Consider the following 23,580-nt stretch of genomic DNA (forward strand, 5'->3'; position numbering starts at 1 on the left):
GGGTGCTAATTCTTCGGATGATCATTCACTACATGCTGATGCATTTCCGAGGTCAGGCTTTCAATGCGTTCGGTCAGGTTCTTGGTCATTTCTGTAAGCCGGGTGTTCAGTTCAAGCAGCTCGAGCAGTTGCGCGGTGTTCTGCGCCGCTTGTGCCTGGCGTTCGCTGTTGGCCACGGCGATGGATTCGCGGTGCAGGGCATCGGCATCGGTCTGGGCTTTGTCCCGCGCCGCCTGACGGGTCTGGGCCAACAGGATCAGGGGAGCGGCATACGCCGCCTGCAGGCTGAACGCCAGGTTGAGCAGGATGAACGGATAAACGTCGAACTGGGTCACGCCAGAGACGTTAAGGCAGATCCAGATCGCCACGATCAGCGTCTGGGCGCCCAGGAAAGTCGGCGTGCCGAAGAACCGTGCAAAGGCCTCGGCGCGCAGGGCGAACTTGTCGTTGCCGAACGTTGGCTCCAAGTGAGCATGGGGGCGGTGAAAGCGCAGATGGTCGACGGCAGCGGCGGGTTTGGTTTCGTGGGTCGGCGTGGTCATGATGATCTCTGCGTGGCGCTGGGACTGACGTTCACTATAGCCCCAGCGCCATTTTCATTTTGAAACACATTGCCGCGTTTTATTCCGCGCGCCCTGTGATCGGTGTTTCGGCAGAGATTGTCATTTATGGCAGCTCGATTCAGCGCTGATAACAGGCCAGGAACATGTCCAGTGCTGACTCCACTACGGTGCGTTGCATCTCATCTGACAGCGGGGGCAGCCCCATGGAAATCTGCGGCCAGAACGCAAAGGATTTAAGCATCCCCTGGATCTGCTGCGCGGCAAATTCGGGGGCGACCGGCTTCAATCGACCGTCCGCCTGGGCGGCGCGGATCCACACAGTCAGGCCTTCTTCACGCTCGCCCATCCGGGCCACCATGTTCTGCGCGCGCTCGGGAGAATGGATGGTGGCGGCGATCGCCACCCGCGCCAGGTCGAGAAAGTTGTCATCGCCCAGCATCTGCAATTTCGCCTGCAACATCAGGCGCATTTGCTCGCGCAGGGGCAGGTCAGGGCGGTAGGACGTTTCCTGTTCGGCGGTCACCCGCGCCCACAGTTGATTGAGGATTTCGGCGAACAATTCTTCCTTGCTGGGGAAGTGGTTGTACACCGTGCGCTTCGACACCCCAGCGGTGGCGGCGATCTTGTCCATGCTGGTGATGTCGAAACCGTTGGCACGGAATTCGGCAATCGCCGCCTGAATGATGGCTTCGCGTTTTCGGTCGGTGAGGCGCTGTGGAGCTGTCATAAGTACGCTTCGGCAGTCGGCAGAGAAGAATTACACTCGGCAGTTTACTTGTGATCCGCTTTGATGCAACCTAGAAACTACACTGTGCAGTGTAATGTTTCGTTAATCCTGTGCAGTGAATACTAGAATCTCCGGCTGATGCGTGCGTGCTTTGGCCAATTATCGTCCCACCGTGAAATCCGCGCTTTGCGGTTTTTCTGGAGTTACTCAGACATGGCCGACTCAATTTCCCCTGCGGACAATGCCTCCACACCCGAAGCTTCCCGTCAGGCACAAGGGCTGTTCCAGAATCATGTGCCTGTGCAACGTGAAGGCGTGCGAAAAATGCTGCGCATCATGTGGAACATGATTTTCAACAAACCCCGCGACACTCGCCCAACTGCGCCCGTCCCGGTGCAATCCCTGAGCCACGCCGCGTTGATCGCCGCGCCCAACCACAGCGTCTATCGCCTCGGCCACTCCACCGTACTGCTGAAACTGCGGGACAAATTCTGGATCACCGACCCGGTCTTCGCCGAGCGCGCTTCACCCGTGCAATGGGCCGGCCCCAAGCGTTTCCACCAGCCACCGATCAGCCTCGATGACTTGCCGCCGATAGAGGCGGTGATCCTGTCGCATGACCACTACGACCACCTCGATTATCAAACGGTGCTCACACTGGCGGACAAGGCCAACTACTTCCTGACCCCACTGGGCGTGGGCGACACCCTGGTCAAGTGGGGCGTCGATGCCAGCAAAGTGCGCCAACTCGATTGGTGGCAGGGCACGGAAGTCGATGGCATCCAGTTCATCGCCACACCGTCGCAGCACTTTTCCGGGCGCGGCCTGTTCGATGGCAACAGCACGCTCTGGGCCTCGTGGGTGATGATCGATGGCGACACGCGGATCTTCTTCAGCGGCGACAGCGGTTATTTCGATGGCTTCAAACGCATCGGCGAACAGCACGGCCCGTTTGACCTGACCCTCATGGAAACCGGCGCCTACAACGTCGAGTGGCCGCACATTCACATGCAGCCGGAAGAAACCGTGCAAGCGCACATCGACCTCAAGGGCCGCTGGTTACTGCCCATCCACAACGGCACTTTCGATTTGTCGATGCACGCCTGGTTCGAGCCCTTCGACCGGATCCTCGCCTTGGCCTGGGAACGCAATGTGTCGATCACCACGCCGCAAATGGGCGAGGCGTTCAACGTCATGTACCCACAGCGAGGGGCCGCATGGTGGTCGGAAATGGAAAGTACAGTGAAGGAAGAAGGGCGTTTGGCTTGTAGCGGCTACAAGTCTGGATGATGTTTCCTACATTGACAGCTCCTTGTGACTGACAGCCGTTTCCTACGGTTTCGGTAGGCTGTGCGGCGGGTGAAATGACTCACCCGCGATTAGCCATATCAAGGATGCTGTAAATGAAGGACGTTTTAAAAAGCCGCATGACGGCACTGGCGCAGATCATTCTGTTATCGGTCACCGGACCTGCATTCGCAGACAGCAACGCCTCCGTCACTGCCCAGTCGCTCGAATATGCGAGCGTCAGCGAGCTTACCGAGCGGATGGCGCGCAACGAACTCACCTCCGTCACACTGGTGGAGTATTTGCAGGCGCGCATCCACACGCTGGACAAGCAAGGGCCGACGATCAACGCGATTATCGAGCTCAACCCACAGGCCATCGACATTGCCACCGCTTTGGACCAGGAGCGTCAGGACGGAAAAGTGCGTGGTCCGCTGCACGGCATTCCTGTTCTGCTCAAGGACAACATCGACACGGCGGATCAGATGCAAACGAGCGCGGGTTCGTTGGCCATGGTCGGTCAGCCTGCTGCGAACGACGCGTTTGTGGTCCAACAGCTGCGTGACGCAGGTGCCGTCATTCTCGGCAAAACCAACATGAGCGAATGGGCTTACGTCCGGGAAATGGGCTTGCCCCACGGTTGGAGTGGCCGAGGTGGCCAGGGTAAAAACCCCCACGTGTTAAATGGCGAAATCTGTGGTTCCAGCTCGGGTTCAGCCGCCGGTGTTGCCGCCGGTTTCGCACCGTTGGCCATGGGGACCGAAACCAACGGTTCCATCGCGTGCCCTGCTTCGGCCAATGGCGTGGTGGGCGTCAAGCCTACGCTGGGTCTGTTCAGCCGTTCGGGCATCATTCCCATCACCCGTCTGCAAGATACGCCGGGTACCCTGACGCGCACCGTTCGTGACGCCGCGCTGATGTTCAACGCCCTGCAAGGCATTGACGCCCGTGACCCTGTCACCAGCGATGCGCCAGTGGGCGTTGACTACACCGCGCTGCTCAACACGGATGCACTGCAAGGCAAAAGAATCGGTTATCCGACCGAGTACGTCGGCACCAACGGCACTGTGCTTCGACCCGGTTTTGAATTCCTGATGGCATTGGCCACACTGGAAGAGCAAGGCGCTACCCTGGTGCCGTTGAGCGTCCGACTGCCGGATATCGATGGCTACTTCAACACCCTCATGGCAGGCATGAAACATGAACTGCCCGAATACCTGGCCAGCCGCTCAGGGTTGCCGATTCAGACGCTTCAACAGTTGATCGATTTCAACGAGCTGAATCCGGGTGCCGAAGGCTACGGGCAGCAAATGCTGAACGACATCAACCAACTGCACATGACCCACGCGCAGGCAACCGAGATGTTCGGCGTGCTCAGTGCCAGCTTCAAGGCTGCCATTGATGAGCAAATGGCTGAACATAATCTGGATGCGATGTTTGCCGATGCCGATGGCTACTCGCAATTCAGTGCCGCAGTCGCTGGCTATCCAGCCATTACCGTACCGTCGGGCATGAACAGCGATGAACTGCCAACGTCTGTGTTCTTTTTCGGCCAGCGCTGGAGTGAACCCCAACTGCTGGCGCTGGCTTACAGCTATGAACAAGCGTCGTTAGAGCGTCAGAATCCGGCGTTTCGGGAGCAGTAAGGTCCAAGACCAAGGCAGGTGATGGTGGGCGTTAAAGGCCGTGGCTGCTCCACCAGCGAGGCAAGCCATGAGCCTTCCTGAAAGGGCGATCCTGTCACGCCTCAGAACGCCTGATCTTCTGCCGTCGGGCCGCTCGCCATGGAGCGGCCCGCGATCTTCGCCACCGTCAGGTCGCAAACATTCCCGTCGAGAATTTCATCCATTTCCCCCGCTGACAGTCCAAGCCTCTGCGCCGCTTCCAGCTTGCCCAACTGACCGGTGTCGAGCAGCATGCCGATCTTCATCAGGTATTCGGCCTTGGCCCTCATTTCCCCCGCATCGGCAGCACCCGAAGACGGATGACCAAGCCTGTCGCATTCATCGATTCCATTCATCTGCTGACTCCTCACTCAACCATCGCGTAGTCCGCCCGACCCACCGGATCAGGCGTCGACCCTCTCACATTCATCCCCCGACCCGGCGCAAATCCGGGGAAGAACACCAGGCCTTCCGATTCAAACCGATAGGCCAACGCCAGCCGGGTGACATCCAGCACATCGCGTTCGGCCTCGAATCGCACAATGGCGTCCACGGAGACACCGGATTCCTCCGAGAGCTCTTCCACGCTCCAACCCAGCATCGCTCGGGCCTGGGCACAGTGGGCCGGGGTGAATTGGAAAAGGGCGATACGTTCCAGGGTGATTTTCATCGCAAGAGAGGCCATGGTGTTCTCCGGGCTCGAGAGTGCTAATCCAAAAAGTACTGTTGTTTTGTACAGTTGTTTTGCGCCCGGATCAAACTCATTTTTTGATTTTTTCTATGTCGCCCCCTCCATCCAGACGGACGGTGCATGCCCCAATACGCGGCGAAACATGGTCGAGAATGCCGCCGGGCTGTCATAACCGAAATCCAGCGCAATGCGCGTCACTGGCGTCCCCGCCGCCAACCGCGCCAGGGCCAGCACCACGCAGGCCCGCTGGCGCCATTGGCTGAAACTCAGCCCTGTCTGCTGACGGAACAGCCGATTGAACGTGCGCAAGCTGATGTGCAATTGATCGGCCCATTGCTGCGGCGATTGATGCGCGTCGGGCCGCTGCAAAAAGCCTTGGCACAACCCCAGCAATCGCGCATCGACCGGTAAGGGAATGTGCAACGGCAAGTGAGCACTGCGCGCCAGTTCATGCAACAGCAAGTCGATCAGCGCGCCATCGCGCCCGGCCTCGTCGTACACCAGCGGGATCTCCACAGCCTCCATCAACAAGTGCCGCATCAACGGCGACACACTGATCACCTGGCAACGATCCCCCAGATCAACCACCCCGGGTTCGATATACAAACTGCGCGTGCTCACCCCCAGCATCAGCACCTCATGCGCCACCCCCGCCGGAATCCACACCGCCCGCTGCGGCGGCACCACCCAGTTGCCGTCGTGCGTACTGACCTGCATCACCCCCGTCGCGCCGTACAGCAGTTGTGCCCGCCGATGCGTATGACGGGGCAACACATGACCGTGGGAATAATCCGTACCGATCGCCACCACCGAGCGGGGCGTGTCATCCAGCAGATTGATCGAAACATTGCGCATTGAGCGGATTCTCGCGGTTGGCGTAAACGCGAACATTATTGGCTGACTTGCTGAAGCAGGCCAAGGCGCATCGCTCTATCGTCGACCGCTCTCAACCAACGGACGACGCGCAATGTTTTATCTCCTGCTGGCATTTTTCGGGTGCATGACTGGCGTCACTGCAGTGTTGTTTGGTTTCGGCGGCGGCTTCGTTGTGGTGCCATTGCTTTATCGCATGCTCATGGCTAGCCACGGTGCCGATGACCCCGTCAGCCAATCGGCAATGCACATTGCCGTGGCGACTTCGACCTGCGTGATGATCGTTAACGCATTGATCGCCACCGGCAAACACCGTCGCGCCGGTAATCTCATTCGTCATTATCTGTGGCCGCTGGGCGGGTTCATCGGCCTGGGCGCAATCGTCGGAGCGCTCGCCGCGATGTGGGTGAGTGGCGAGGTGATTCGTTATGCCTTCATCGCGTACCTGGGCGTGACCATTGTGGATTGCCTGTTCCGACGTGGTTTTCTGACAGCGTCCGACACCACAATCCCACGACGGTTGGGAAGGGCAGAAGTGTCGGGTGGCGGCGCAGGAATCGGCGTGATCGCAACGTTTCTCGGCGTAGGCGGCAGCGTCATGACCGTGCCGTTGTTGCGACGGTGCGGGTTGAGCATGAGTCAGGCGACGTCCATGGCTAATCCGTTAAGCCTGCCGGTGGCGTTGGCCGGGACGCTGACTTACATGGCGATGGCGGGGTTCACCGAGTTTGATCTGGGGCCGTGGTTTATCGGCTATGTGGATCTGCTGGCGTTTGGAGTGTTGACGATGGGATCGTTGGTGGGGATTCGGTTGGCTACGCCGTGGATTGGGCGGATACCGGATCGGGTGCATGCGCAGGTCTATGTGGGGTTGCTGGTGTTGGTGATGGTCAGCATGTGCCTGAGCTGATCGTTATCTAGTCAGCTTTTTATCGATTCTCGAACATGGGTTCGCCATAATCCGCCGCTCTTTCTTGCGAGCCAATACTCGCTGCATTCAAGGATGATTTGATGTTTAAAGGACTGTTTCGTCTTGCTGGCATTGTCGTATTGGTGTGCTCCACGTTTTCTACGATGTTGTGGGCCGACAGCGGCAAGCAGGTCTATACCGGGACTCTGGGAAAAATGCCGATTGTGCTGGAGGTGAGCGCCGATGGCAGTGAGGGTCGTTACTTTTACCAAAAGTACCGCAAGGACTTGGTGCTTAGTGGCTCAAAGGAAGGAAAAACACTTGTGCTGGAAGAGGGTGACCAGCGATATGGAGAGCACAAATCTTTTCCGACAATTCGCCTACAACCAAAGTCCAGCGGCTGGTCCGGAGAATGGACTAGTCCTAAAGGCAAAGTCTTGAAGATTGATCTGCAGCCAGCGAACCTTCCTCAGATTCCCGCTGATACCTTGCCCTATCTCGCCAGACTTCACGACAAGGCGCCTTATGAATACCTGCGCTTGCAGGGTATGAAGCTTACACAAGGCAAGACTGAAACCTTCATGGGTTACACGCTGCAATGGTGGCGCGACCCACAATCCAAAGCCGAGTTGTTTGAAGTGGTTTCGGGCTACAACGCTGAGGAGCGTAAGCGTATCAATCAGCAATTGATGGGCCGTTTGTGGCAGGAGGTTGTGGGGTATTACGGATGCTTCGCTAACTACGCTGACGCCTACTACGCACAGACGAGCCAGCCTCTGTGGATGACGCCGAACGTCATGAGCGTCCGTGTCTCAACCGAGTACTTCTGTGGCGGTGCTTACCCGGATCAGGTCAATGACTCACTCAACCTCGATGCTAAAACGGGCCAATCTCTGACGCTTGATGACGTGCTGTGGGTGGGACAGGGAAAGCCGCTGCACTACGAGGAAAACTACGACGCCTACATTTCTTCGTCTGAGTCATTCAGTGCCTATTCTGATTACCGCGGCAAAGAGCTGGCGCCGTGGCTGGTGGCGCAATTGCTTAATCTCTATCCCAATCAAATGACGGTCACGCCAGAAGGGGACGACGACTGCGACTACGATGACGAGGACCGCTGGAGTTTTCCTTCCTGGTATTTCACCGAGCAGGGGATCAAGTTAGATCCGTCCTTTCCTCATGTGGCCGCAGTGTGTGGAAATGTGGGCTGGGGTGTCCTGCCGTATAGCCTGATCAAGCAACACCCCGGCGGCGTTGCGCTACAGCTGCCCTGATTGCGTACCCGATAACCCCGGCGCCTCACGAATAATAAAGTGATCCAGGTTCTCGATATTCGCACTGAACACCCCGAACGTCTGCTCGGGGTTTTTCTTGCTTGGCACCTGCTTCAATTCCCCCTTGTCGTCCTGCAGTTACTCGATCTTCTTGAAGAACGACCCGTAACGCGCCGCTCGCCAATCTACAGCGGCGTGCGCTACTCACGAATGGACAAGACTCAATCCCTTGACTAGCGTTGTGCAGTGTTAGCTGCGCTCCTTCTCCTGTCGTGAGGTGCCATCTCTGATTGACTGCCTGTCCTGTCGTTAGTCGAGCCCACAAGGAGGTCGGGATGTTTAGATCGGTCGTTCTAAATGCAACTCCTTGCATACTGGCGCTGTTTGCACAGCTCGAAATCTGCGCCGCCATCCTTATTGAAATCATTCAATCGCTCTTCCAGAAAGTCAGGGCTGCGAACCTCTATGGCGCGCAGAAACGCCTGTTCTACGGAAGATTAAATGCGCTGAGCGATAAGGCCTGTCTGGTTCGGTTGCTGCCATTTTGGTATGCGCTTCCCGTTTCTTTGGGCGGTAACTTCTGTTTCAAAACTCTGAGGTGGGCCATTCGCTTAACTGGCAATACCACACAGGAGGCAAAGTAATGAAGCGCCCGGACACCTAAAACAAGCAACGCCTGAGCATTCATATCCCTCTTCTGTGAAAGGTATTCGAGCCCGGGAGGCAAGCATGCCAAATAACTGGCCCGCAGAGATCAAGCACGTCGTCGTGCTGATGCTGGAAAACCGTTCGTTCGACAGTTTGCTCGGCGATTACACGAGCATTGACTCTGCCTGCGACGGTATCGACCGCAAAGCTCCCAAAAGTAATCCGCTTACGCTGGCCAGTGGGGGCAAACTGGTGATCACTCAAGCGCCGGAAATACCCGACTACTTCAGCCTGTGGGCTCCGCCGCCACCTCCATTGCCCGCCAAACCGGCTAAGGACAGCGAAGGCTTCGATCTTGGCCATGAGTTCGACGATGTCGTGAAGCAGCTGGATATAACAGGCAAAGCCAGCCTGACCGCCCCGATGCTTGATGGCTTTGCTCAGAATGCCTACGAAAAGGCGCGGAGCGATCTTAAGGTCTACAAAACCTACTCTCAGTCTATGGCTCAGCGGGCAATGAACTTCATTCCCTTCGGCAAGACACCTGCAGATGACCCATTGCCGGCCGTCCAGGGGCTGGCACGCAATTTCACGGTGTGCGACCGCTGGTTTTCCTCGGTACCGGGCCCGACTTGGCCGAACCGTTTCTTCGCCATGCTTGGCAGTTGCAACGGGCACTTGCTGATGCCCGACGTTGCAAAGAAAACGGTAGTTTCGGGCATCAAGAGTCTGATCGCTCAGTTTGGTAAGGAGAGCATTTTCTCGTTGCTCAGAAGCAAAGGTCACGACGTGCGCATCTACTCCGATGGCGCCATCCCCTTGGCGGCGTTGGTCAAGGGAGGCCTGCAGCATTGCAGCATCAAGGATTTCAAGCAGAGTGTCATCGATAAGACATTGCCCCAATTGTCTTGGATCGAGCCGAGCTATGGGTTGCTCAATGGTGCTCTCGGGCCCAACGTATCGCACCATCCGCCGGAAGACGTTAGTTTTGGCGATCAGTTTGTCGGTGAGATATTCAATACGTTGTCAGCCAACGCAGACGTATGGAGCAAGACGCTGTTTGTGCTGCTCTACGATGAACATGGCGGGTTTTATGATCATGTCGTGCCGCCTACCGCGGTGCAGACCGACAAGGAGGCGGACGTTGACTGGCCCAAGCCCTTCACCCGCCTGGGTGTCCGCGTGCCGGCAATCCTCGCCTCGCCGTGGCTCAATCCCGGACTGATCCCCTGGACAGCTAACCTCAGCCAGCAACACTACGACCACACCAGCCTGTTGGCCTTTCTTTGCGATCACTTCAAACTGCCTCGCAGCGCATTGGGCCCGCGAGTAGTGGCGGCCCAGCACTTCGGCAACGCCCCGATCTGGCGTAGTACGGCGATAGCCACCAAGCCCGTTCGGCTTGCTGCCACCCAGGTGCCGAGTCGCGAAGGTCTGCCACTGATGGAGTCCGATCTGGCGACCCACAGCCGGCAAGTGGTTGACACAGTATCGGGCTATCTCGACGGTCTCGATCCGGAGCAGGTATGGAAGGATAGCGCCAACCGGGTCAGCGACTTTCTGTTGATGCGGACCCGCTCGTTGGCCAGCAGCGGTTCCGCTGCCATAACCTCGGCAGCACCTGGCTCGAACAACCTTGAGGCGAAGTTGCGGCGCATGCAGGACCTGATGGTCACGGCCTACAGCCAACCTGTCAGCGCCACGCCCAAGCATAGGAGCAAAGTCTTATCGGCTGAGCCTGGAGCAGCGGGAATGCGCCTGCGGGTGTTGTGTTTGCCCGGTGTAGGTTATACACAATCGGTCGATGGCCAAGGCAATACCGACGCCGATTGGCAGGCGCAATGGCGCGGTCTGATCCGCAATCAGCTGGCGCAAAACGGCCGTGCGATTGACGATCAAGACATCGACTTTCTTCAGTTCGACGACTTGCTCGGGGAAGGCCCCAATTTCGCCCAGATCACTCGCGGCCTGGCCATGTTGCGCGGCAACATCGAGGGCAAGACCGATGAGACGGACCGCAGCTGGGGGCTACCGGTCAATCAGATGCTGCGCACCACCCTCGGTGCCCTTGTGCAATGGATTGAAGACCCTGAACTGCGCACCGCTCTGACCCAGCATTTGCTCAAGCGGATTGAAGCGTTTGAGCCGCAGATTATTTTCGCCCAAGGCCTGGGCAGCCTGGTGGGTTACGACGCCTTGCGCCGTTCGGTGGTCAAGGGAGGTATAGCACTGAGTCGAATCGACGGCCGGGTGTTCGTCAGCTTCGGCTCGCAGATCGCGTTGGCGCTGGTGATGCGCGAAGTGTGGGGCGGTCGCGTCATGCGACTGCACAAAAATGGCCGGGGCATTTGCCGCTGGTTTCACTTGTACAACCCCAACGACGGCCTGCTCACCCGGCCCGTCACCTCGCCGGATTCGGCCCGCATAGACCTGAAAACCGAGTTCAACGTCCCGCTGCGTGATGACTTGCTCGACCTCAACCATGCCGCTCAAGCCTACCTGACATCGCCCACCAGTCAGGCCAGCCTCTGGCCGCAGCTTGCCCGGGACGCGGTGGCCGCGCGCATTCTGGAAGTGCCAGCCTTCTTGTCCCGTAGCGGGCAACGCAAGCGTCGTGCCTTGATAGTAGGTATCAACGACTATCCTGATCCGAGTGCTCGACTTGACGGCTGCATCAACGACACCTACCTGATCAGCCGCATGCTCCAGGAAAGCGGTTACGACGCCGGGGACATCCGTCTTCTGCACGACGACCGCGCCACCCGGTCGAACTTCGTCAATCGCCTGGAATGGCTGGTCGAAGGTGCTCGCGCCGGTGACGAGCGAGTGCTGTTCTACTCCGGCCATGGCACTCAGCTGCCAACCTACAGTAGCAGCCAGGAAGCCGATCGCATGGACGAAACGCTGGTGCTCCATGACTTCGATTGGGACGACGCAAGCACGCACTTCACCGACAAGCTGTTTCGCCAGTTCTACAGCCATTTGCCCTTCGAGCCGGATGGACACGGCGCCAAACTGACAGTCATGTTCGACTGCTGCTATGCCGGTGGCATGACTCGCGGCACGGGCCGCGTCCGTGGCATCAGTCCGCCCAGCGACATACGTCACCGCATGCTGCGCTGGGACCACTACGCCGACGACTGGGACCGCCGCCCCTACGCCAGCGAAAGCGCCGGCCGCGACTTCGCCGCACACGCCGATAGCAAACCACAACCTCTTACCCGCAACCGCAGTGCCCAAGGCGCCGCAATCGCCCTGCGTCCCGACAAAAAAAATCAACTCATGTACCAAGGCAAGCTCTACGGCCATCATGGCCCCTACCTGCCATTGATGCTCTACGCGGCCCGGGAAAATGAAAAAGCCAGCGAATACCAAGTCGGTGCCAACAGCTACGGCGCCTTCACCTATGCCTTGGTGGAACAGTTGCGCAAACTTCACCAGGCGGATGCGAGTTTGGGGTTTGACCACTTGATAGAGCGGGTTGGCAGTGTGTTGAGTGCAAGATCGTTGGGGCAGACGCCCGAGGTTGTCGGACCGAGTGGGGTGAGGGAGGCGGTGTGTCCGTGGCGGATTAGTGGGGGGGCGAGATGATGCGCATAGAAGAAGCAAACACAGCAACTTTCGTATCCGGCGTGACCGAAGATTCAGTTCAAGAGAGGTGTGCCTGGATTTTTCAGTATGCAGTCGGGAATCACGTAGAGAGAAAGTGGTTGTCTTCCCGCGAACGTGGCCAGACAGCGCCCTGGAAGGTCTCGCGCTTTCGCAATCTGATTCGCGCTGGTGATCTAGTGTTTTACTGGCAGACGACCGCAAAAGGTGGTTTGAGAGGTTGGGGAGAGATTGAAACGGGTGAGCTGTTCGAAGTGCGCAATGGTGAAGGCGAACAAGATTTACGTATCGGTGTTCGCGAACAGTGCTGGCTAGAACCTCCGATTCCCCGTGAACGCGTACTGGCGGCGGGTGCCCTGGATCAAAAAAACGATCTACTGACTATCCGCCAAGGTACGAACTTTCGTCTTACCCCAGATGAAGCGGCCCGGCTAGCCGCACTGCTTCCTGAAGACCAACGCCCAGAGCTGGGTGGGTTGATTACCCAGGAACAGAGGAAGCAGCAGCTTCATGGAAAAACATCCGAAACGAACGAAGCAGACAATCTTGTTCAGCCCGTCAAACAGGTGCAGAAAGAAGAAGACCTGGATGCGTTGTTTAACAGTGATGATCCCTGGTCGGCCAGTCTCGAAGACAAGATCGGCGTAATGGACGAGGCTGCGGCCATGGCAGCGCTCGCCATGCGAACGGCGGAGCCTCCTTTGGCGGTTGGCATCTTCGGTAATTGGGGAACGGGCAAATCGTTTTTCATGCGAATGATTCATCGGCAGATTCAGGAGCAAGACCATTTAAAAGAAACCGTGCTCATTCGCTTCAATGCCTGGCATTTTGTCGACAGTAATCTGTGGGCGAGCCTGGTTGACCATATATTTACTGAATTGGACCAATGGGTTCGTAAAATACCAATCGCCGAAGCGCGCCGACGGACATCCGAGCAACTGTTCGACAACCTTGCCACTGCGCAGGAGTTGGCCCTGGAGGCGGTCGAGCGGTTGGTGCGTCGTCGTAAGGTCCAGAAAGTCGCGACTCAACGGTTGGCTGACGCCGAGCGCAACGCCAGCCTGTTCTGGGTGTCTGTCATCGGTACGCTGAAAGGGCAGGGACAATGGCAAAAAGTTGAATCTGCCGCTCAATCACTGGGTTTGGGTCCGATCGTCGATGATGCACGTCGGTTGAAAGAGACGATTGATGGGCTCAGCCAGGAGCATACCCGCAGCCGGATCATCATGGGAGGGTTGCTGCAGCGCTTGGGTAGCTGGCCCACGCTTCTGGCTGGTGTAGCAATCATCCTGCTGCTACCACCCGCTTTCGCGAAGGGATATGACTACTTGTCCGGGGGATTCGGCGTTCAAATCACTACGCTGACCCAGGATCTGCTCACGCTTTCCGCTCCTTTACTAGGCCTTGCTGGCGGTATGGCGTTGATACTCAAACGCGTGCGCACGGCGGTCGATCAACTGGCCGGTTTTCGTTCGACGCTTGAGCAAGTTGTGGCTCAACATGCCGATGAGAAGGACCGGACGTTATCCAAGCTGGAAGCCGATGTGGAGGAAGCCAGGAGCCTGCTGGTGACCACGACCGAGCGAGTGGCTGAGGCGACCCGTGATTTTGATTCAGGTACTGGGCGTGGTCGGATGTTGCGCTTCATTCGTGATCGGGCAAATGATGGACATTATGCGAGCCACTTGGGGTTGGTGGCGGCGATCCGCAAGGACTTCGAAGAGCTGTCTCGAGGGCTGAAGGACGAACCTGATGCGACGTCTCGCCCCATCAATACCCAGCTCCAACAACGCATCAAAACCCTGATGGATGATTCAGATCTCGACCTTCTGCCCGCGGACCGGCTAAAGCTCGAGTCGATGCTTGAGGCCGTCACTGCGCCGCCGTTTCAGGGCTTCAAACGGATCGTGTTGTTTATAGACGACTTGGACCGGTGTCCGCCGGCCAAAGTGGTCGAGGTACTCCAGGCGGTGCATTTATTGTTGGGGTTCCCGCTGTTTATAGTTTTTGTTGCAGCCGATGTACGCTGGGTCAATCGCGCGTTGAATACGCATTACCCTGACTTGCTCGACAATCCTCAAGCTGGACAAGCCAGCACAGGGCAGGGCGCAACGGCCCATGACTATCTGGAAAAGATATTCCAGATCCCGTATTGGGTAAGGTCGCTAAACGCGGATGCCAGCAAAGCTTTGCTTGAATCGCGAATTCGGGCGGGCCGGCCCTTGATCCAAAGACCTGCACAGGCCCCTTCGCAGACGGAGGTGCCGAACCAGACATTTGTTGAGGTTGAAGGCGTCCAAATGGAGCAGGCCCAAGATAGCGAAAGTGGAGAGGCAATAGCCGATAAAATCGTCCGGGAGCTTAGCGCGATGTCGAGCGAGGACTTCAATGATAGAGCTGACAGGTTCAGATTAAGTCAGGACGAACGGGATTTCCTCAGTCTGATGGCCCCGTTTGCTGGAAGCTCGCCGCGTAGAATTTTACGGTTCATTAATACCTATCGAATTATAAAGATCAGCCTCCCCTTTAAAGAAAGCCAGTTGCTGGAGACACGTCATTTTCCCGAGCTGCTATTGCAATTGACGATCAACACCGGCGCGCCCGAGGTGTTTGGGCAATGGGTGGATTTTCTACATAAAAACGCCACGGCTTTGGATTTTCGTCAATTGCTCGGCCGATTGGTAAAAGCAACGTCGTATAAGGAGCTTCAGGAAAGTGTGGCGCTGCAAGGGGCACTGCAGGCCTATATCGGTACCAAAAATGCGGGCAGTGTCCAGGATGCCATTGAGTCGTCAAAGCTGGTGAAGCGTTATAGCTTTGTTGGTTAGTGGGAGGTTGTCATCGACACGAAAACACGCTCCAGATTACAGGGGCGTTTTTACTTAAAGCTGAGGTGTTCTCTCTCACCGCTTAAAGGTTGCTTGTCATGCTACAAACGCGGTAATCGCGGTTCGTGATAACGCCTTGGCCCAGCCTTCTAACCCTTGATCCCCGGCGCTTCCCGAATAATAAAGTGATCCAGGTTCTCGATATTCGCACTGAACACCCCGAACGTCTGCTCGGGGTTTTTCTTGCTTGGCACCTGCTTCAACTCCGGCGTCACGCCATAAAAGAAGCAATACAACTCCGCTTCGCTGTCGATGGCGTGCTTGATCTCTTCCAGAAACGCTTTGCGCTTGCGGTAGTTCTCGATCAACTTCTTGCTCAGGTAAACGTTGACTGAATACGGCTTCTTTTTCGCCTCGTCCGCCTGCTTGAACCAGACCTTCTGTTCGAAATCGATGCGAAAGCTCTGCGTGTAATCCTTGATCTCCTTGATCTTGCCCCAGTAAATCAGCCCCTTGTTATCCGTCAGGTATTCGATCTTCTTGAAGAACGACCCATAAGGCGCCGTGTGCTCGCCAATCTTCAGCGGCATGCGCTTGAGCAGGTCCTTGTCTTCGAAGTTCGACACAAAACATTCCACCGGATGGGCGAAGACACTGGTCTTGTCCGGCGCCGATTCACGGCTAGGGTGTTCTGTGTTGCTAGCCTCAGTGGTTGGCGTCGGATCGTCCCGCACCACATCCGCCGCCACCGCCGGGTTCGATGGCTTACGCACATACTGACGCCGAGTCAGCAACAACTCCGACGGGAAATGCTCCTCGCGACTGTCATCCGTTTCCGCACCGTCCACACCTGACGCCGACGCCTTGAGACTGGCATAAGGACAATCCGCCACATGCCGGGTGCTGGGCGTGTTCTTGAAGTGCGGGGTGCGAACGTAATTCACGTTTTTGGCGTTGAACGTCGTCAGTACATTCGCCGCATCGAAGGCCAAACGGCAGGCGTCATTGGGGCATTGGAAGTGTTCTTTGGCGGAATCGAAATCCATGGTTTCGTCGAAATTGAGATCGCGCACGTCATAGATCGACAGCTTGTCGTCGAGGCTGAGGCAGTAGGCGAGATCGAATTTCATGGCAGGCTCGGGTCCTTGAGGGGGAAGGGTATTAATAGCGGGAGGCGGGGCGGGTTGCACTGAATGTTTTCAACACAGCGCGAAATTTGCGGAAAAACACCAAACCTGTGGGGAGCCTACTCGCGAAAAATTCACGAACACCGCCGGACAGGTCGCAGTCCTGGATCCGACAAGCAGGAGCTAACGAGTCGCTTTTAGCACTAAGCGAAGAAAGCGAGCAAACAAAAAACCGATCAGGAGACTGGTCGGTTTTTTGTGTTGAATGTTCAGTCCTCTATCACTCCGATTGCCACTTGTCTCGATAGACAAACGCAACTTGGTAGTCATAGGAGAGCAACTGAATGGCATGGTGGAAATGGGGCTGAAGAGTGCTGACCCAGTCGGGAGATACGTTGAAACCACCATTGTTCACATTGTTTTCAATGGGCATGCCCAGCGCTTCGATACTGAGCCATCATCGCCAAAGTCTTTCGACAATTCCTCGCCTTCGCCCCTCTCTGTTTGTCTGTCATACCATTCCAGCCTGATTTTCAGTCCCTCCACACTCTCAAACTCCAGCGAACTTGGTTAACTCACTGGAGGTGCCCAACAGGTCTCCCACTCATATATTCAAGCGTTGCAGCTAAGTTGAAATAGGTAGGCTGCGTCATACACATTTTTCCCCAGCAAAGCCTCCAAGGCTCCAAGCTGCTCGTCCGTAAGGTCGTATCCTTCCCATCCTTCCTGCTCAGCAGTCCAACCCATAATGTTTTTAATTTCCTGATCGTACCCAGTCGGTAACTCCACTTCGAATGCCAGCGGTTCGTTATGTTTGTGAAAGGCTTCGATTACATAAATCAAGGTTCCACACTCCTAGAGCTGTCTGCGGGTTTGGTTTGCTTGCCGGTAATTGGATCATATTCTCCGAGATGGCGGCCGCGTTTGTCGTACATCTCCACAGTGCCGTGCTGCGAGTTCCATTCAAAAATTTTCCCTTTTAAAGTTTTCCATCGTTTTCGAAGACCGCCGCCGCCTTTTAGTGGGGTCTTACGTTGCGCTTTCGTTGCATCGGGAAAGGCAATTAGCCCCTTCGGTGCGGGGTAGTATTTGTGGTCAGCAACACTCACCACAACATAAACCGGCCAAATCCCTGAATCAGCCGGAAACACCAGAATGAAATCCTTGTACTCCGGCGGATATACCGGGTTCACGATGATGCTGTCAGCCGCTTTCGTCGGCGGGTAAACCCAGATATGCGGTGCTTGCGGGGCCGCCTCCAGCGCAGGAATGCCCAGGATGTCGGAACCCTCTACAGCCGGGGTCCAGATCAGTTCAATGCCGCCACCCAGGTCAGCCACCTGCTGACTGTCACGCAAGGTGAACTGCGCGACATCAACCATTTCCCAATCGCGATTTTTGCCGGTGTAGAAAGCGTATCCCTTGAGGCTGCCGTCAGTCTGTTGCTCAACCCGCAGGCGAACGCGGGTACGGGCCTGCTTGAGCGTACGGAGTTGGTCTTCGGTGTAAAGCGAGCTGTCGCCCAGATTCGAGGGTGTGACCAACGCTACGAGACCAACCAGCGCCGCTGCGACGGTGCCTGCGGCTGCGGCGGGGACAGCGGCGAACGCGGAGCCGGCCAAGGCGAGGGAGCCCAGACCGACGGGAATCGCAGTGCCACTGATCTTCTTCAGTGGCACTGCGCCTGATTCATCCGCTTCGCGAGCACCCAACAGAATCAGGTCACCGTAATCTTTCAGGCTATCGGTCGGCACCATCCCTGAGGGATTCGAGTAATCGATGATGGCGTCCGGCAGCTTGCAGGACTTGGCGAAGACACATCCGGCTTCAGTGGGCCTTTGCTTTTCCGCTATGACCTGGCGGCTGCATTCGAAGGCGTCTTGCCTGGCCAGCATGGCTTCGTAGGCTTTTTGCCTGGCGTCCCGCTCGGCCAACTCGGTGGCGGTCATGAAGCGGTGAGTGACGTGATGCCCATCACCGGAGGGTGGATTCTTAATCCGCGGAATGTCCTTGTTGCCAGCCACTGATCATCCTTTCGTTCATCCATCGGCAGCCCCGGAAAAGGGCTGCGCGACGTTAACGAACGTGGTTGATCGTGGCTGTAGGACGAATCCTGGATGACTCTAAGCGATTTCTCTTTTTATCGGGAGGGCAGCGTAATCCTTACGGTTCGCCGTCTTCGTGCGCATGTGCTGATGAAGTTTTACAGGCTCAATCACTCAAACTTTAACCGGTCCACTTTCTCAAACAGTGAGGCAGTGAACTCATCCCGGTCACCCGAATGGTGACAACGGCGATGACAGTTTGGGCACAGCGCCACAGCATTGCTCGGACGATCCGAACCTTCCTGCGCTAAGTGCTTAACGTGATGAACCTCAAGAAACGGCCTGCCATCCTTTTCAAACGGAGCGGGCTCGCCACAGCCTTCGCATTTACCGTTAGCCTGTTGGCGAACCCAAGCTCTCACCTCAGGATCGCGAACAAAGGATCTGCCGCTGGACAGAGTTTGCTCGGGTCGCACGATCCCCTTCGGCTCATCTTTAAGCGGTTGCCGCTCAAGTTTGGCTGCTCGTTGTTCCAATGTTTCTTCATCCGCCGTCGGGGCAAAATCCTCAGGCGTCAAAGTACTTGGAGCGTTGAGCGCTTCTCGGATGCTTCGCGCAACATTTGCGCCGACATTCTTGGCAGGTTTGTATCCCTCGATGCGATCTCGACCCAGTTCGACCAACACGGTAGAGATGTTCTGCATCCGAAACTCAACCGACCCTTTGGTCCGACCGGCTAAGGCTCCCTCACGCAGGATGCGGTTCTCCTCAGTCTTAACGACTTTCTGACCACTCTGCTCGCGGGACAGCATGCTGAGATAGGCGTCTACCGCTGCCTGAATCTCAATGTCAGTCCAATCGCTGTTGCTCTTTTCCGTGTCCATACAATCGCCGAGGGCTGAATACCCTCGGACGATACTGAGTGGCCATCACGACTGTCTACGAAAATTCCTACAGAAAAGACCGACGCTTCTTTCAGTTGATCCTACAAAGGCTAGCCAACCGAATGCTTCGAAGACTGAAACGCCTCCAAAACCTTCCGCCACCAAGGCTTAACCACTGGCAACCGACGCCGTGTGCGATTGAGCAACAGATAAGGCATGTCCCGCAGCCGAATCCAACCTTCATCCTGCCAATGCAACAGACTCAACGACATCTCCGGCCAATCCAACAAACTCAACATCGGTCGATCCGCGTTCTTCGACGGCCCCGCGTCGCGCAACGCCGGGACCACTTGATGTGTCAGCCACTCTCGCAACAATCGATTCCCCGGTGCGTAGTGATAGACCAGCAGCGCATAGACGCCTGATTCGCTGAGCATCAATCGTTTTTCTGGTTGCCCGTGGTAGTCGATCAGCAACGTGTGCCGCTGATCTTCATCCAGTTTGCTGACTACGCGATCGTTCAGGTGGAAACCCATCAGTCGACCAATATCGCGGGCGCAGAACCAGGGTTGGTTTTCCAGGAGGAGGGCGTGGAGGACTAGGTTGTGGCGTGAGAAGGCCATTACCGAAAAGGGATCAGACATAGCTGATCTCCAGAATTGCGAGAGTGTTGGGTCGATCATGTTTGGGCATATCCATTACCTCTACGTTTAGATTTTGGAGGGCCTGAACCCAACGTAGAGTGGACTTAAGAAATCCCAACGAGCAAAGCCATCACACACCCGAACGACAAATCACCTAAAGGTGATTGCGGATATGAATGAATGGCCAAGCTTTCTACGTTGGGCGTTTCTTAGGCACCTGTAATGGAGCTTAGAGGTGCTTTGAATGGGCATCAATGAGGAAGCCGCTGTAAGTTCTGTAGGAGTTTTAGCGTTGTCGTGTAGGGACGAAAAATGGTTATTCACTTCCCAATAAAAAAAGCCCCGATCAGATCGTTCGATCAGATTGGGGCTTTTGCTTACTCGATTTGCCGATTCAAATAACCATCATCAAATCGTGGCAAGCTCGAAAATCAATCCCAGCTAAGCGCACCACCGGTTTGGTACTCAATTACCCGAGTCTCAAAGAAATTCTTCTCTTTCTTCAAGTCCATAATCTCGCTCATCCAAGGGAACGGGTTAGTCGTCCCTGGGTACTCTTCCTTCAAACCAATCTGGCTCAAACGACGGTTAGCGATGAACTTCAGGTAGTCCTCCATCATCGCCGCGTTCATGCCCAACACGCCACGAGGCATGGTGTCACGAGCGTATTCGATCTCCAGCTGAGTGCCCTGCAGAATCATCTGCGAAGCTTCTTCCTTCATCTCGGCATCCCACAAGTGCGGGTTTTCGATTTTGATCTGGTTGATCACGTCGATGCCGAAGTTCAGGTGCATGGATTCGTCGCGCAGGATGTACTGGAACTGCTCGGCGACGCCGGTCATTTTGTTGCGGCGGCCCATGGAGAGGATCTGGGTGAAGCCGCAATAGAAGAAGATGCCTTCCAGAACGCAGTAGTAGGCGATCAGGTTGCGCAGCAGTTCTTTGTCGGTTTCGACGGTGCCGGTTTCGAACTTCGGATCGGAGATCGAACGGGTGTATTTGAGGCCCCAAGTGGCTTTTTTCGCGACCGATGGGATCTCGTGGTACATGTTGAAGATCTCGCCTTCATCCATGGCCAACGATTCGATGCAGTACTGGTAGGCGTGGGTGTGGATCGCCTCTTCGAAAGCCTGGCGCAGGATGTACTGGCGGCATTCCGGGTTGGTGATCAGGCGGTACACGGCCAGGACCAGGTTGTTGGCAACCAGGGAGTCGGCGGTGGAGAAGAAGCCGAGGTTGCGCATCACGATGCGGCGCTCGTCGTCGGTCAGGCCTTCCGGGTCTTTCCAGAGGGCGATGTCGGCGGTCATGTTGACTTCTTGCGGCATCCAGTGGTTTGCGCAACCGTCCAGATACTTCTGCCAGGCCCAGTCGTACTTGAACGGTACGAGCTGGTTGAGGTCGGCGCGGCAGTTGATCATGCGCTTTTCGTCGACGGCGACACGGGCGGAGGCGCCTTCGAGTTCGGCGAGGCCTTCGGCGATGTCGAGGTTGTCCAGGGCTGCTTTGGCACGGGCGATGGCGGCAGAGTCGGTCGCGGTAACGGCGCGAGCTTCTTGAGCGGCGACACCACCAGCGGTGTCGAGTCGGTCCATGTTGGCTTCAGTCGCGTGGCCGGCGTTGGCGCCTTTTACCACGGTCTCGCCGCTGTCTTCTTTGTCGAATTCGTCCCAGCTCAGCATGACGTGTCGTCTCCTGCGTGAGGGCCAGATGCCCGTGTGAAAACTGATTGGTTATTTTTCACACGGCCGTACTGGCCGCGTTGGATAGCGTTTTTTGCAGCGGTACACGCAGGCAAATAAACATAAATTTTTACGGGGTTCCGAGAGCCTCTGAGGGGCGCAGAAATCGGTGAGGACGTCGGCGTGGGCTTCAGACTGGCTGTTATCCCTGTAAGGGAATATTGCAGGCCCGTTTAAGCCGGCATTATAGGGAAATTTTTGCGGCCGTGGTGGGGCGAATCCGCGCATGGAGCGGTCGAGAAGGCGGGTTTTTCGGTCGGAGCGAGGGTTTACAGGGCTTTGGCTGGAGATCGCGGGTTAAGATTTTTTTTCATAAATTTTGATGCGCTACTTTTTTGTTCAAAAAATAGGCAAAAAAACCGGTTTTTCACTACATGTTGTGTTTTGAATCGGTTTTCGGTGGTTCAAGACACAACTAAGCCCGACCGAAGCCGGGCTGTAAAGTCACGCTCGATGATCAGCTCAGGCGTGCCGCACCGACGTGATCGGCGCCATCGGCAGCGAGTTTGGCTGCACCGGTGTGATCGAAGCCGTCAGCGGCGACTTTGGCGGCGCCGGTGTGATCAAAGCCATCCGAAGCCAGTTTGGCTGCACCGACGTGATCGGCACCATCGGCGGCAAAGGAAGCCGTACCGGTACGGTCGTAGCCGTCAGAAGCGACAGTGCGGTCGAAACCGTCAGCAGCGAAGGTGTTGGCGGCCAGAACAGAAAGGGTCAGGGCGAGGATCAGTTTGGTTTTCATGGTAGTGCTCCAGGTTCGTTGGCGTTTTGTGCCTTGGGTATGGAGTGAATGCTACGCCAACTAATTTGATTAAAAAGCGCAAATAAATGCTTAAAATAATCGTATTAATCGATATATACGGTTCGGCGCTGCATCAGCCTTGAAAGGGCGGGGCGGATGGGTCGAACCGTTAAGAGGCGGGCGGGTGATCAGCCGTTAGTGCAGCCGTTGCCCATGATGCTGTAGCGCAGGATGTGGCGTTGACCTTGGGAGTCGTCGTATTCCATTTTCACCGGAACAACTTCGCACACATTAGGAACTTCACTCATGGAGATAACTTTGGCGATGTCCAGGTGAGTCGAGTAAGTGTATTCCTCGATGGCGGGTTTCTGCTGTGCGACATCAGTCGGGACCTCGTCTGCCATGGCGGTTGCGCACAGGCTGCTGAGGGCCAGAACTAATAAAGCTTTCATTTCAGATTTACCTTTTAGAGGTCGAATGGGGTCACGCAACCTTTTTGGGGTTGCGTGTGGAGCTTGATTAAAGAGTCTTGGATTAACGGCCTTCGTGGGGGCTGCAACTTGGTTAATCACGTTGCCTTGTTGGCGGGCTGATTTTAGGCGTGGGGGGGGCATTCATATAGGTGGGGTTTTGATAAACACCTTTGACAGATTTCGTAACAATCACCGATTAAGGTGGTAAAAACCGAACAATTGGCGATCTCGGTGATGTGGTTTTCTGGTGGGCCGCGTTATCGTTCTTCGCGGGCAAGCCTCGCTCCCACGGGGGTTTGGTGTGCTTTTAGCGGCGCATTCCAGGCTTATCACGGTAATTTGTAGGGGCTTGTTACTACCATCGTCGAATGGTTCTATAGGCCCGGCCCGGCTACAACTGGGGCCATACAAAAACAACTATTCCACCGAGGTAAGAAAGATGAGTGCGGCTTCTCTGTATCCCGTTCGTCCCGAGGTTCTGGCCAATACGCTGACTGACGAGGCAACCTACAAAGCCATGTACCAGCAGTCGGTCGTCAACCCGGACGGCTTCTGGCGCGAGCAAGCCAAGCGCCTCGACTGGATCAAGCCTTTCACCACGGTGAAGCAGACCTCCTTCGACGATCACCATGTCGACATCAAATGGTTCGCCGACGGCACCCTCAACGTTTCCTACAACTGCCTCGACCGTCATCTGGCCGAGCGCGGCGATCAAGTCGCGATCATTTGGGAAGGGGATGACCCGGCCGAAAGCCGCAACATCACCTACCGCGAGCTGCACGAACAAGTCTGCAAGTTCGCCAACGCCTTGCGCGGCCAGGATGTGCACCGCGGCGACGTGGTGACTAT

General features: G+C 56.3%; 21 protein-coding genes and 1 pseudogene. 8 read left to right on the forward strand and 14 right to left on the reverse strand.

Features of this window, described 5'->3' with window-relative positions; all coding sequences use genetic code 11:
- Positions 1 to 5: 5 nt before the first annotated feature.
- Both FBY01_RS20940 and FBY01_RS20945 read right to left on the reverse strand, forming a co-directional pair.
- Positions 6 to 542 carry a DUF1003 domain-containing protein gene (locus FBY01_RS20940; protein ID WP_145309299.1) on the reverse strand — a complete coding sequence of 179 codons (537 nt, stop codon included), beginning with the start codon at positions 540 to 542 and terminating at the stop codon, positions 6 to 8.
- Positions 543 to 681: 139 nt separating this feature from the next.
- Entirely contained in the window at positions 682 to 1,290 is a 609-nt protein-coding gene (locus FBY01_RS20945) for a TetR/AcrR family transcriptional regulator (protein WP_077748663.1), read from the reverse strand.
- A gap of 213 nt (positions 1,291 to 1,503) precedes the next feature.
- Between FBY01_RS20945 and FBY01_RS20950 the strand changes: the two genes are divergently transcribed.
- A complete protein-coding gene (locus tag FBY01_RS20950; RefSeq protein WP_145309301.1) occupies positions 1,504 to 2,580 on the forward strand; it encodes an MBL fold metallo-hydrolase in 1,077 nt (358 codons plus the stop codon).
- A gap of 113 nt (positions 2,581 to 2,693) precedes the next feature.
- A complete protein-coding gene (locus tag FBY01_RS20955) occupies positions 2,694 to 4,223 on the forward strand; it encodes an amidase family protein (protein WP_145309303.1) in 1,530 nt (509 codons plus the stop codon).
- A gap of 101 nt (positions 4,224 to 4,324) precedes the next feature.
- On the opposite strand, the gene FBY01_RS20960 is transcribed toward FBY01_RS20955, so the two are convergent.
- The 3 genes from FBY01_RS20960 to FBY01_RS20970 form a co-directional block, all read right to left on the reverse strand.
- Positions 4,325 to 4,597, reverse strand: a complete 273-nt coding sequence (locus FBY01_RS20960; protein WP_010457272.1) for a hypothetical protein — start codon at positions 4,595 to 4,597, stop codon at positions 4,325 to 4,327.
- 11 nt (positions 4,598 to 4,608) lie between these two features.
- A complete protein-coding gene (locus tag FBY01_RS20965; protein WP_010457271.1) occupies positions 4,609 to 4,926 on the reverse strand; it encodes a helix-turn-helix transcriptional regulator in 318 nt (105 codons plus the stop codon).
- 93 nt (positions 4,927 to 5,019) lie between these two features.
- Positions 5,020 to 5,787 (reverse strand): helix-turn-helix transcriptional regulator, encoded by a 768-nt coding sequence (locus tag FBY01_RS20970; protein ID WP_145309305.1) that lies wholly within the window; start codon positions 5,785 to 5,787, stop codon positions 5,020 to 5,022.
- Positions 5,788 to 5,899: 112 nt separating this feature from the next.
- Between FBY01_RS20970 and FBY01_RS20975 the strand changes: the two genes are divergently transcribed.
- From FBY01_RS20975 to FBY01_RS20995, 5 genes are all read left to right on the forward strand, one after another.
- Positions 5,900 to 6,715, forward strand: a complete 816-nt coding sequence (locus tag FBY01_RS20975; protein WP_145309307.1) for a sulfite exporter TauE/SafE family protein — start codon at positions 5,900 to 5,902, stop codon at positions 6,713 to 6,715.
- A gap of 101 nt (positions 6,716 to 6,816) precedes the next feature.
- Positions 6,817 to 7,989, forward strand: a complete 1,173-nt coding sequence (locus FBY01_RS20980) for a hypothetical protein (protein WP_145309309.1) — start codon at positions 6,817 to 6,819, stop codon at positions 7,987 to 7,989.
- Between the two features lie 335 nt (positions 7,990 to 8,324).
- Positions 8,325 to 8,633 carry a hypothetical protein gene (locus tag FBY01_RS20985; RefSeq protein ID WP_145309311.1) on the forward strand — a complete coding sequence of 103 codons (309 nt, stop codon included), beginning with the start codon at positions 8,325 to 8,327 and terminating at the stop codon, positions 8,631 to 8,633.
- 85 nt (positions 8,634 to 8,718) lie between these two features.
- Complete coding sequence (locus tag FBY01_RS20990) at positions 8,719 to 12,228, forward strand: alkaline phosphatase family protein (protein WP_145309313.1); 3,510 nt, start codon at positions 8,719 to 8,721, stop codon at positions 12,226 to 12,228.
- A complete protein-coding gene (locus FBY01_RS20995; protein ID WP_145309315.1) occupies positions 12,225 to 15,074 on the forward strand; it encodes a P-loop NTPase fold protein in 2,850 nt (949 codons plus the stop codon). The genes FBY01_RS20990 and FBY01_RS20995 overlap by 4 nt, the downstream gene beginning before the upstream one ends.
- A 149-nt stretch (positions 15,075 to 15,223) precedes the next feature.
- Here FBY01_RS20995 and FBY01_RS21000 read toward each other — a convergent pair whose 3' ends face one another.
- The 9 genes and pseudogenes from FBY01_RS21000 to FBY01_RS21040 form a co-directional block, all read right to left on the reverse strand.
- A complete protein-coding gene (locus tag FBY01_RS21000; protein ID WP_145309316.1) occupies positions 15,224 to 16,204 on the reverse strand; it encodes a hypothetical protein in 981 nt (326 codons plus the stop codon).
- 277 nt (positions 16,205 to 16,481) lie between these two features.
- Positions 16,482 to 16,747 (reverse strand): annotated as a pseudogene (locus FBY01_RS21005) (colicin E3-like toxin immunity protein).
- Between the two features lie 66 nt (positions 16,748 to 16,813).
- Positions 16,814 to 17,044 carry a hypothetical protein gene (locus FBY01_RS21010; RefSeq protein ID WP_145309318.1) on the reverse strand — a complete coding sequence of 77 codons (231 nt, stop codon included), beginning with the start codon at positions 17,042 to 17,044 and terminating at the stop codon, positions 16,814 to 16,816.
- Positions 17,041 to 18,225: a colicin E3/pyocin S6 family cytotoxin gene (locus tag FBY01_RS21015; protein ID WP_145309320.1), complete on the reverse strand. Its 1,185-nt coding sequence runs from the start codon at positions 18,223 to 18,225 to the stop codon at positions 17,041 to 17,043. The genes FBY01_RS21010 and FBY01_RS21015 overlap by 4 nt, the downstream gene beginning before the upstream one ends.
- A 191-nt stretch (positions 18,226 to 18,416) precedes the next feature.
- Positions 18,417 to 19,130 (reverse strand): HNH endonuclease, encoded by a 714-nt coding sequence (locus FBY01_RS21020; protein WP_145309322.1) that lies wholly within the window; start codon positions 19,128 to 19,130, stop codon positions 18,417 to 18,419.
- Between the two features lie 110 nt (positions 19,131 to 19,240).
- A complete protein-coding gene (locus FBY01_RS21025; protein WP_145309324.1) occupies positions 19,241 to 19,774 on the reverse strand; it encodes a Bro-N domain-containing protein in 534 nt (177 codons plus the stop codon).
- A gap of 431 nt (positions 19,775 to 20,205) precedes the next feature.
- Complete coding sequence (locus tag FBY01_RS21030) at positions 20,206 to 21,456, reverse strand: ribonucleotide-diphosphate reductase subunit beta (protein ID WP_084322765.1); 1,251 nt, start codon at positions 21,454 to 21,456, stop codon at positions 20,206 to 20,208.
- 517 nt (positions 21,457 to 21,973) lie between these two features.
- Entirely contained in the window at positions 21,974 to 22,258 is a 285-nt protein-coding gene (locus tag FBY01_RS21035) for a hypothetical protein (RefSeq protein ID WP_077748655.1), read from the reverse strand.
- A 188-nt stretch (positions 22,259 to 22,446) separates the two neighbouring features.
- A complete protein-coding gene (locus FBY01_RS21040; RefSeq protein ID WP_010457261.1) occupies positions 22,447 to 22,710 on the reverse strand; it encodes a DUF2790 domain-containing protein in 264 nt (87 codons plus the stop codon).
- A 460-nt stretch (positions 22,711 to 23,170) separates the two neighbouring features.
- Here FBY01_RS21040 and FBY01_RS21045 point away from each other — a divergent pair.
- Positions 23,171 to 23,580, forward strand: a 410-nt coding sequence (locus tag FBY01_RS21045; protein WP_145309326.1) for an acetyl-coenzyme A synthetase N-terminal domain-containing protein, incomplete at its 3' end; no start/stop codon positions are given.

It is taken from the genome of Pseudomonas sp. SJZ077 (genome assembly GCF_007993905.1).
Classification (GTDB): domain Bacteria; phylum Pseudomonadota; class Gammaproteobacteria; order Pseudomonadales; family Pseudomonadaceae; genus Aquipseudomonas; species Aquipseudomonas mandelii.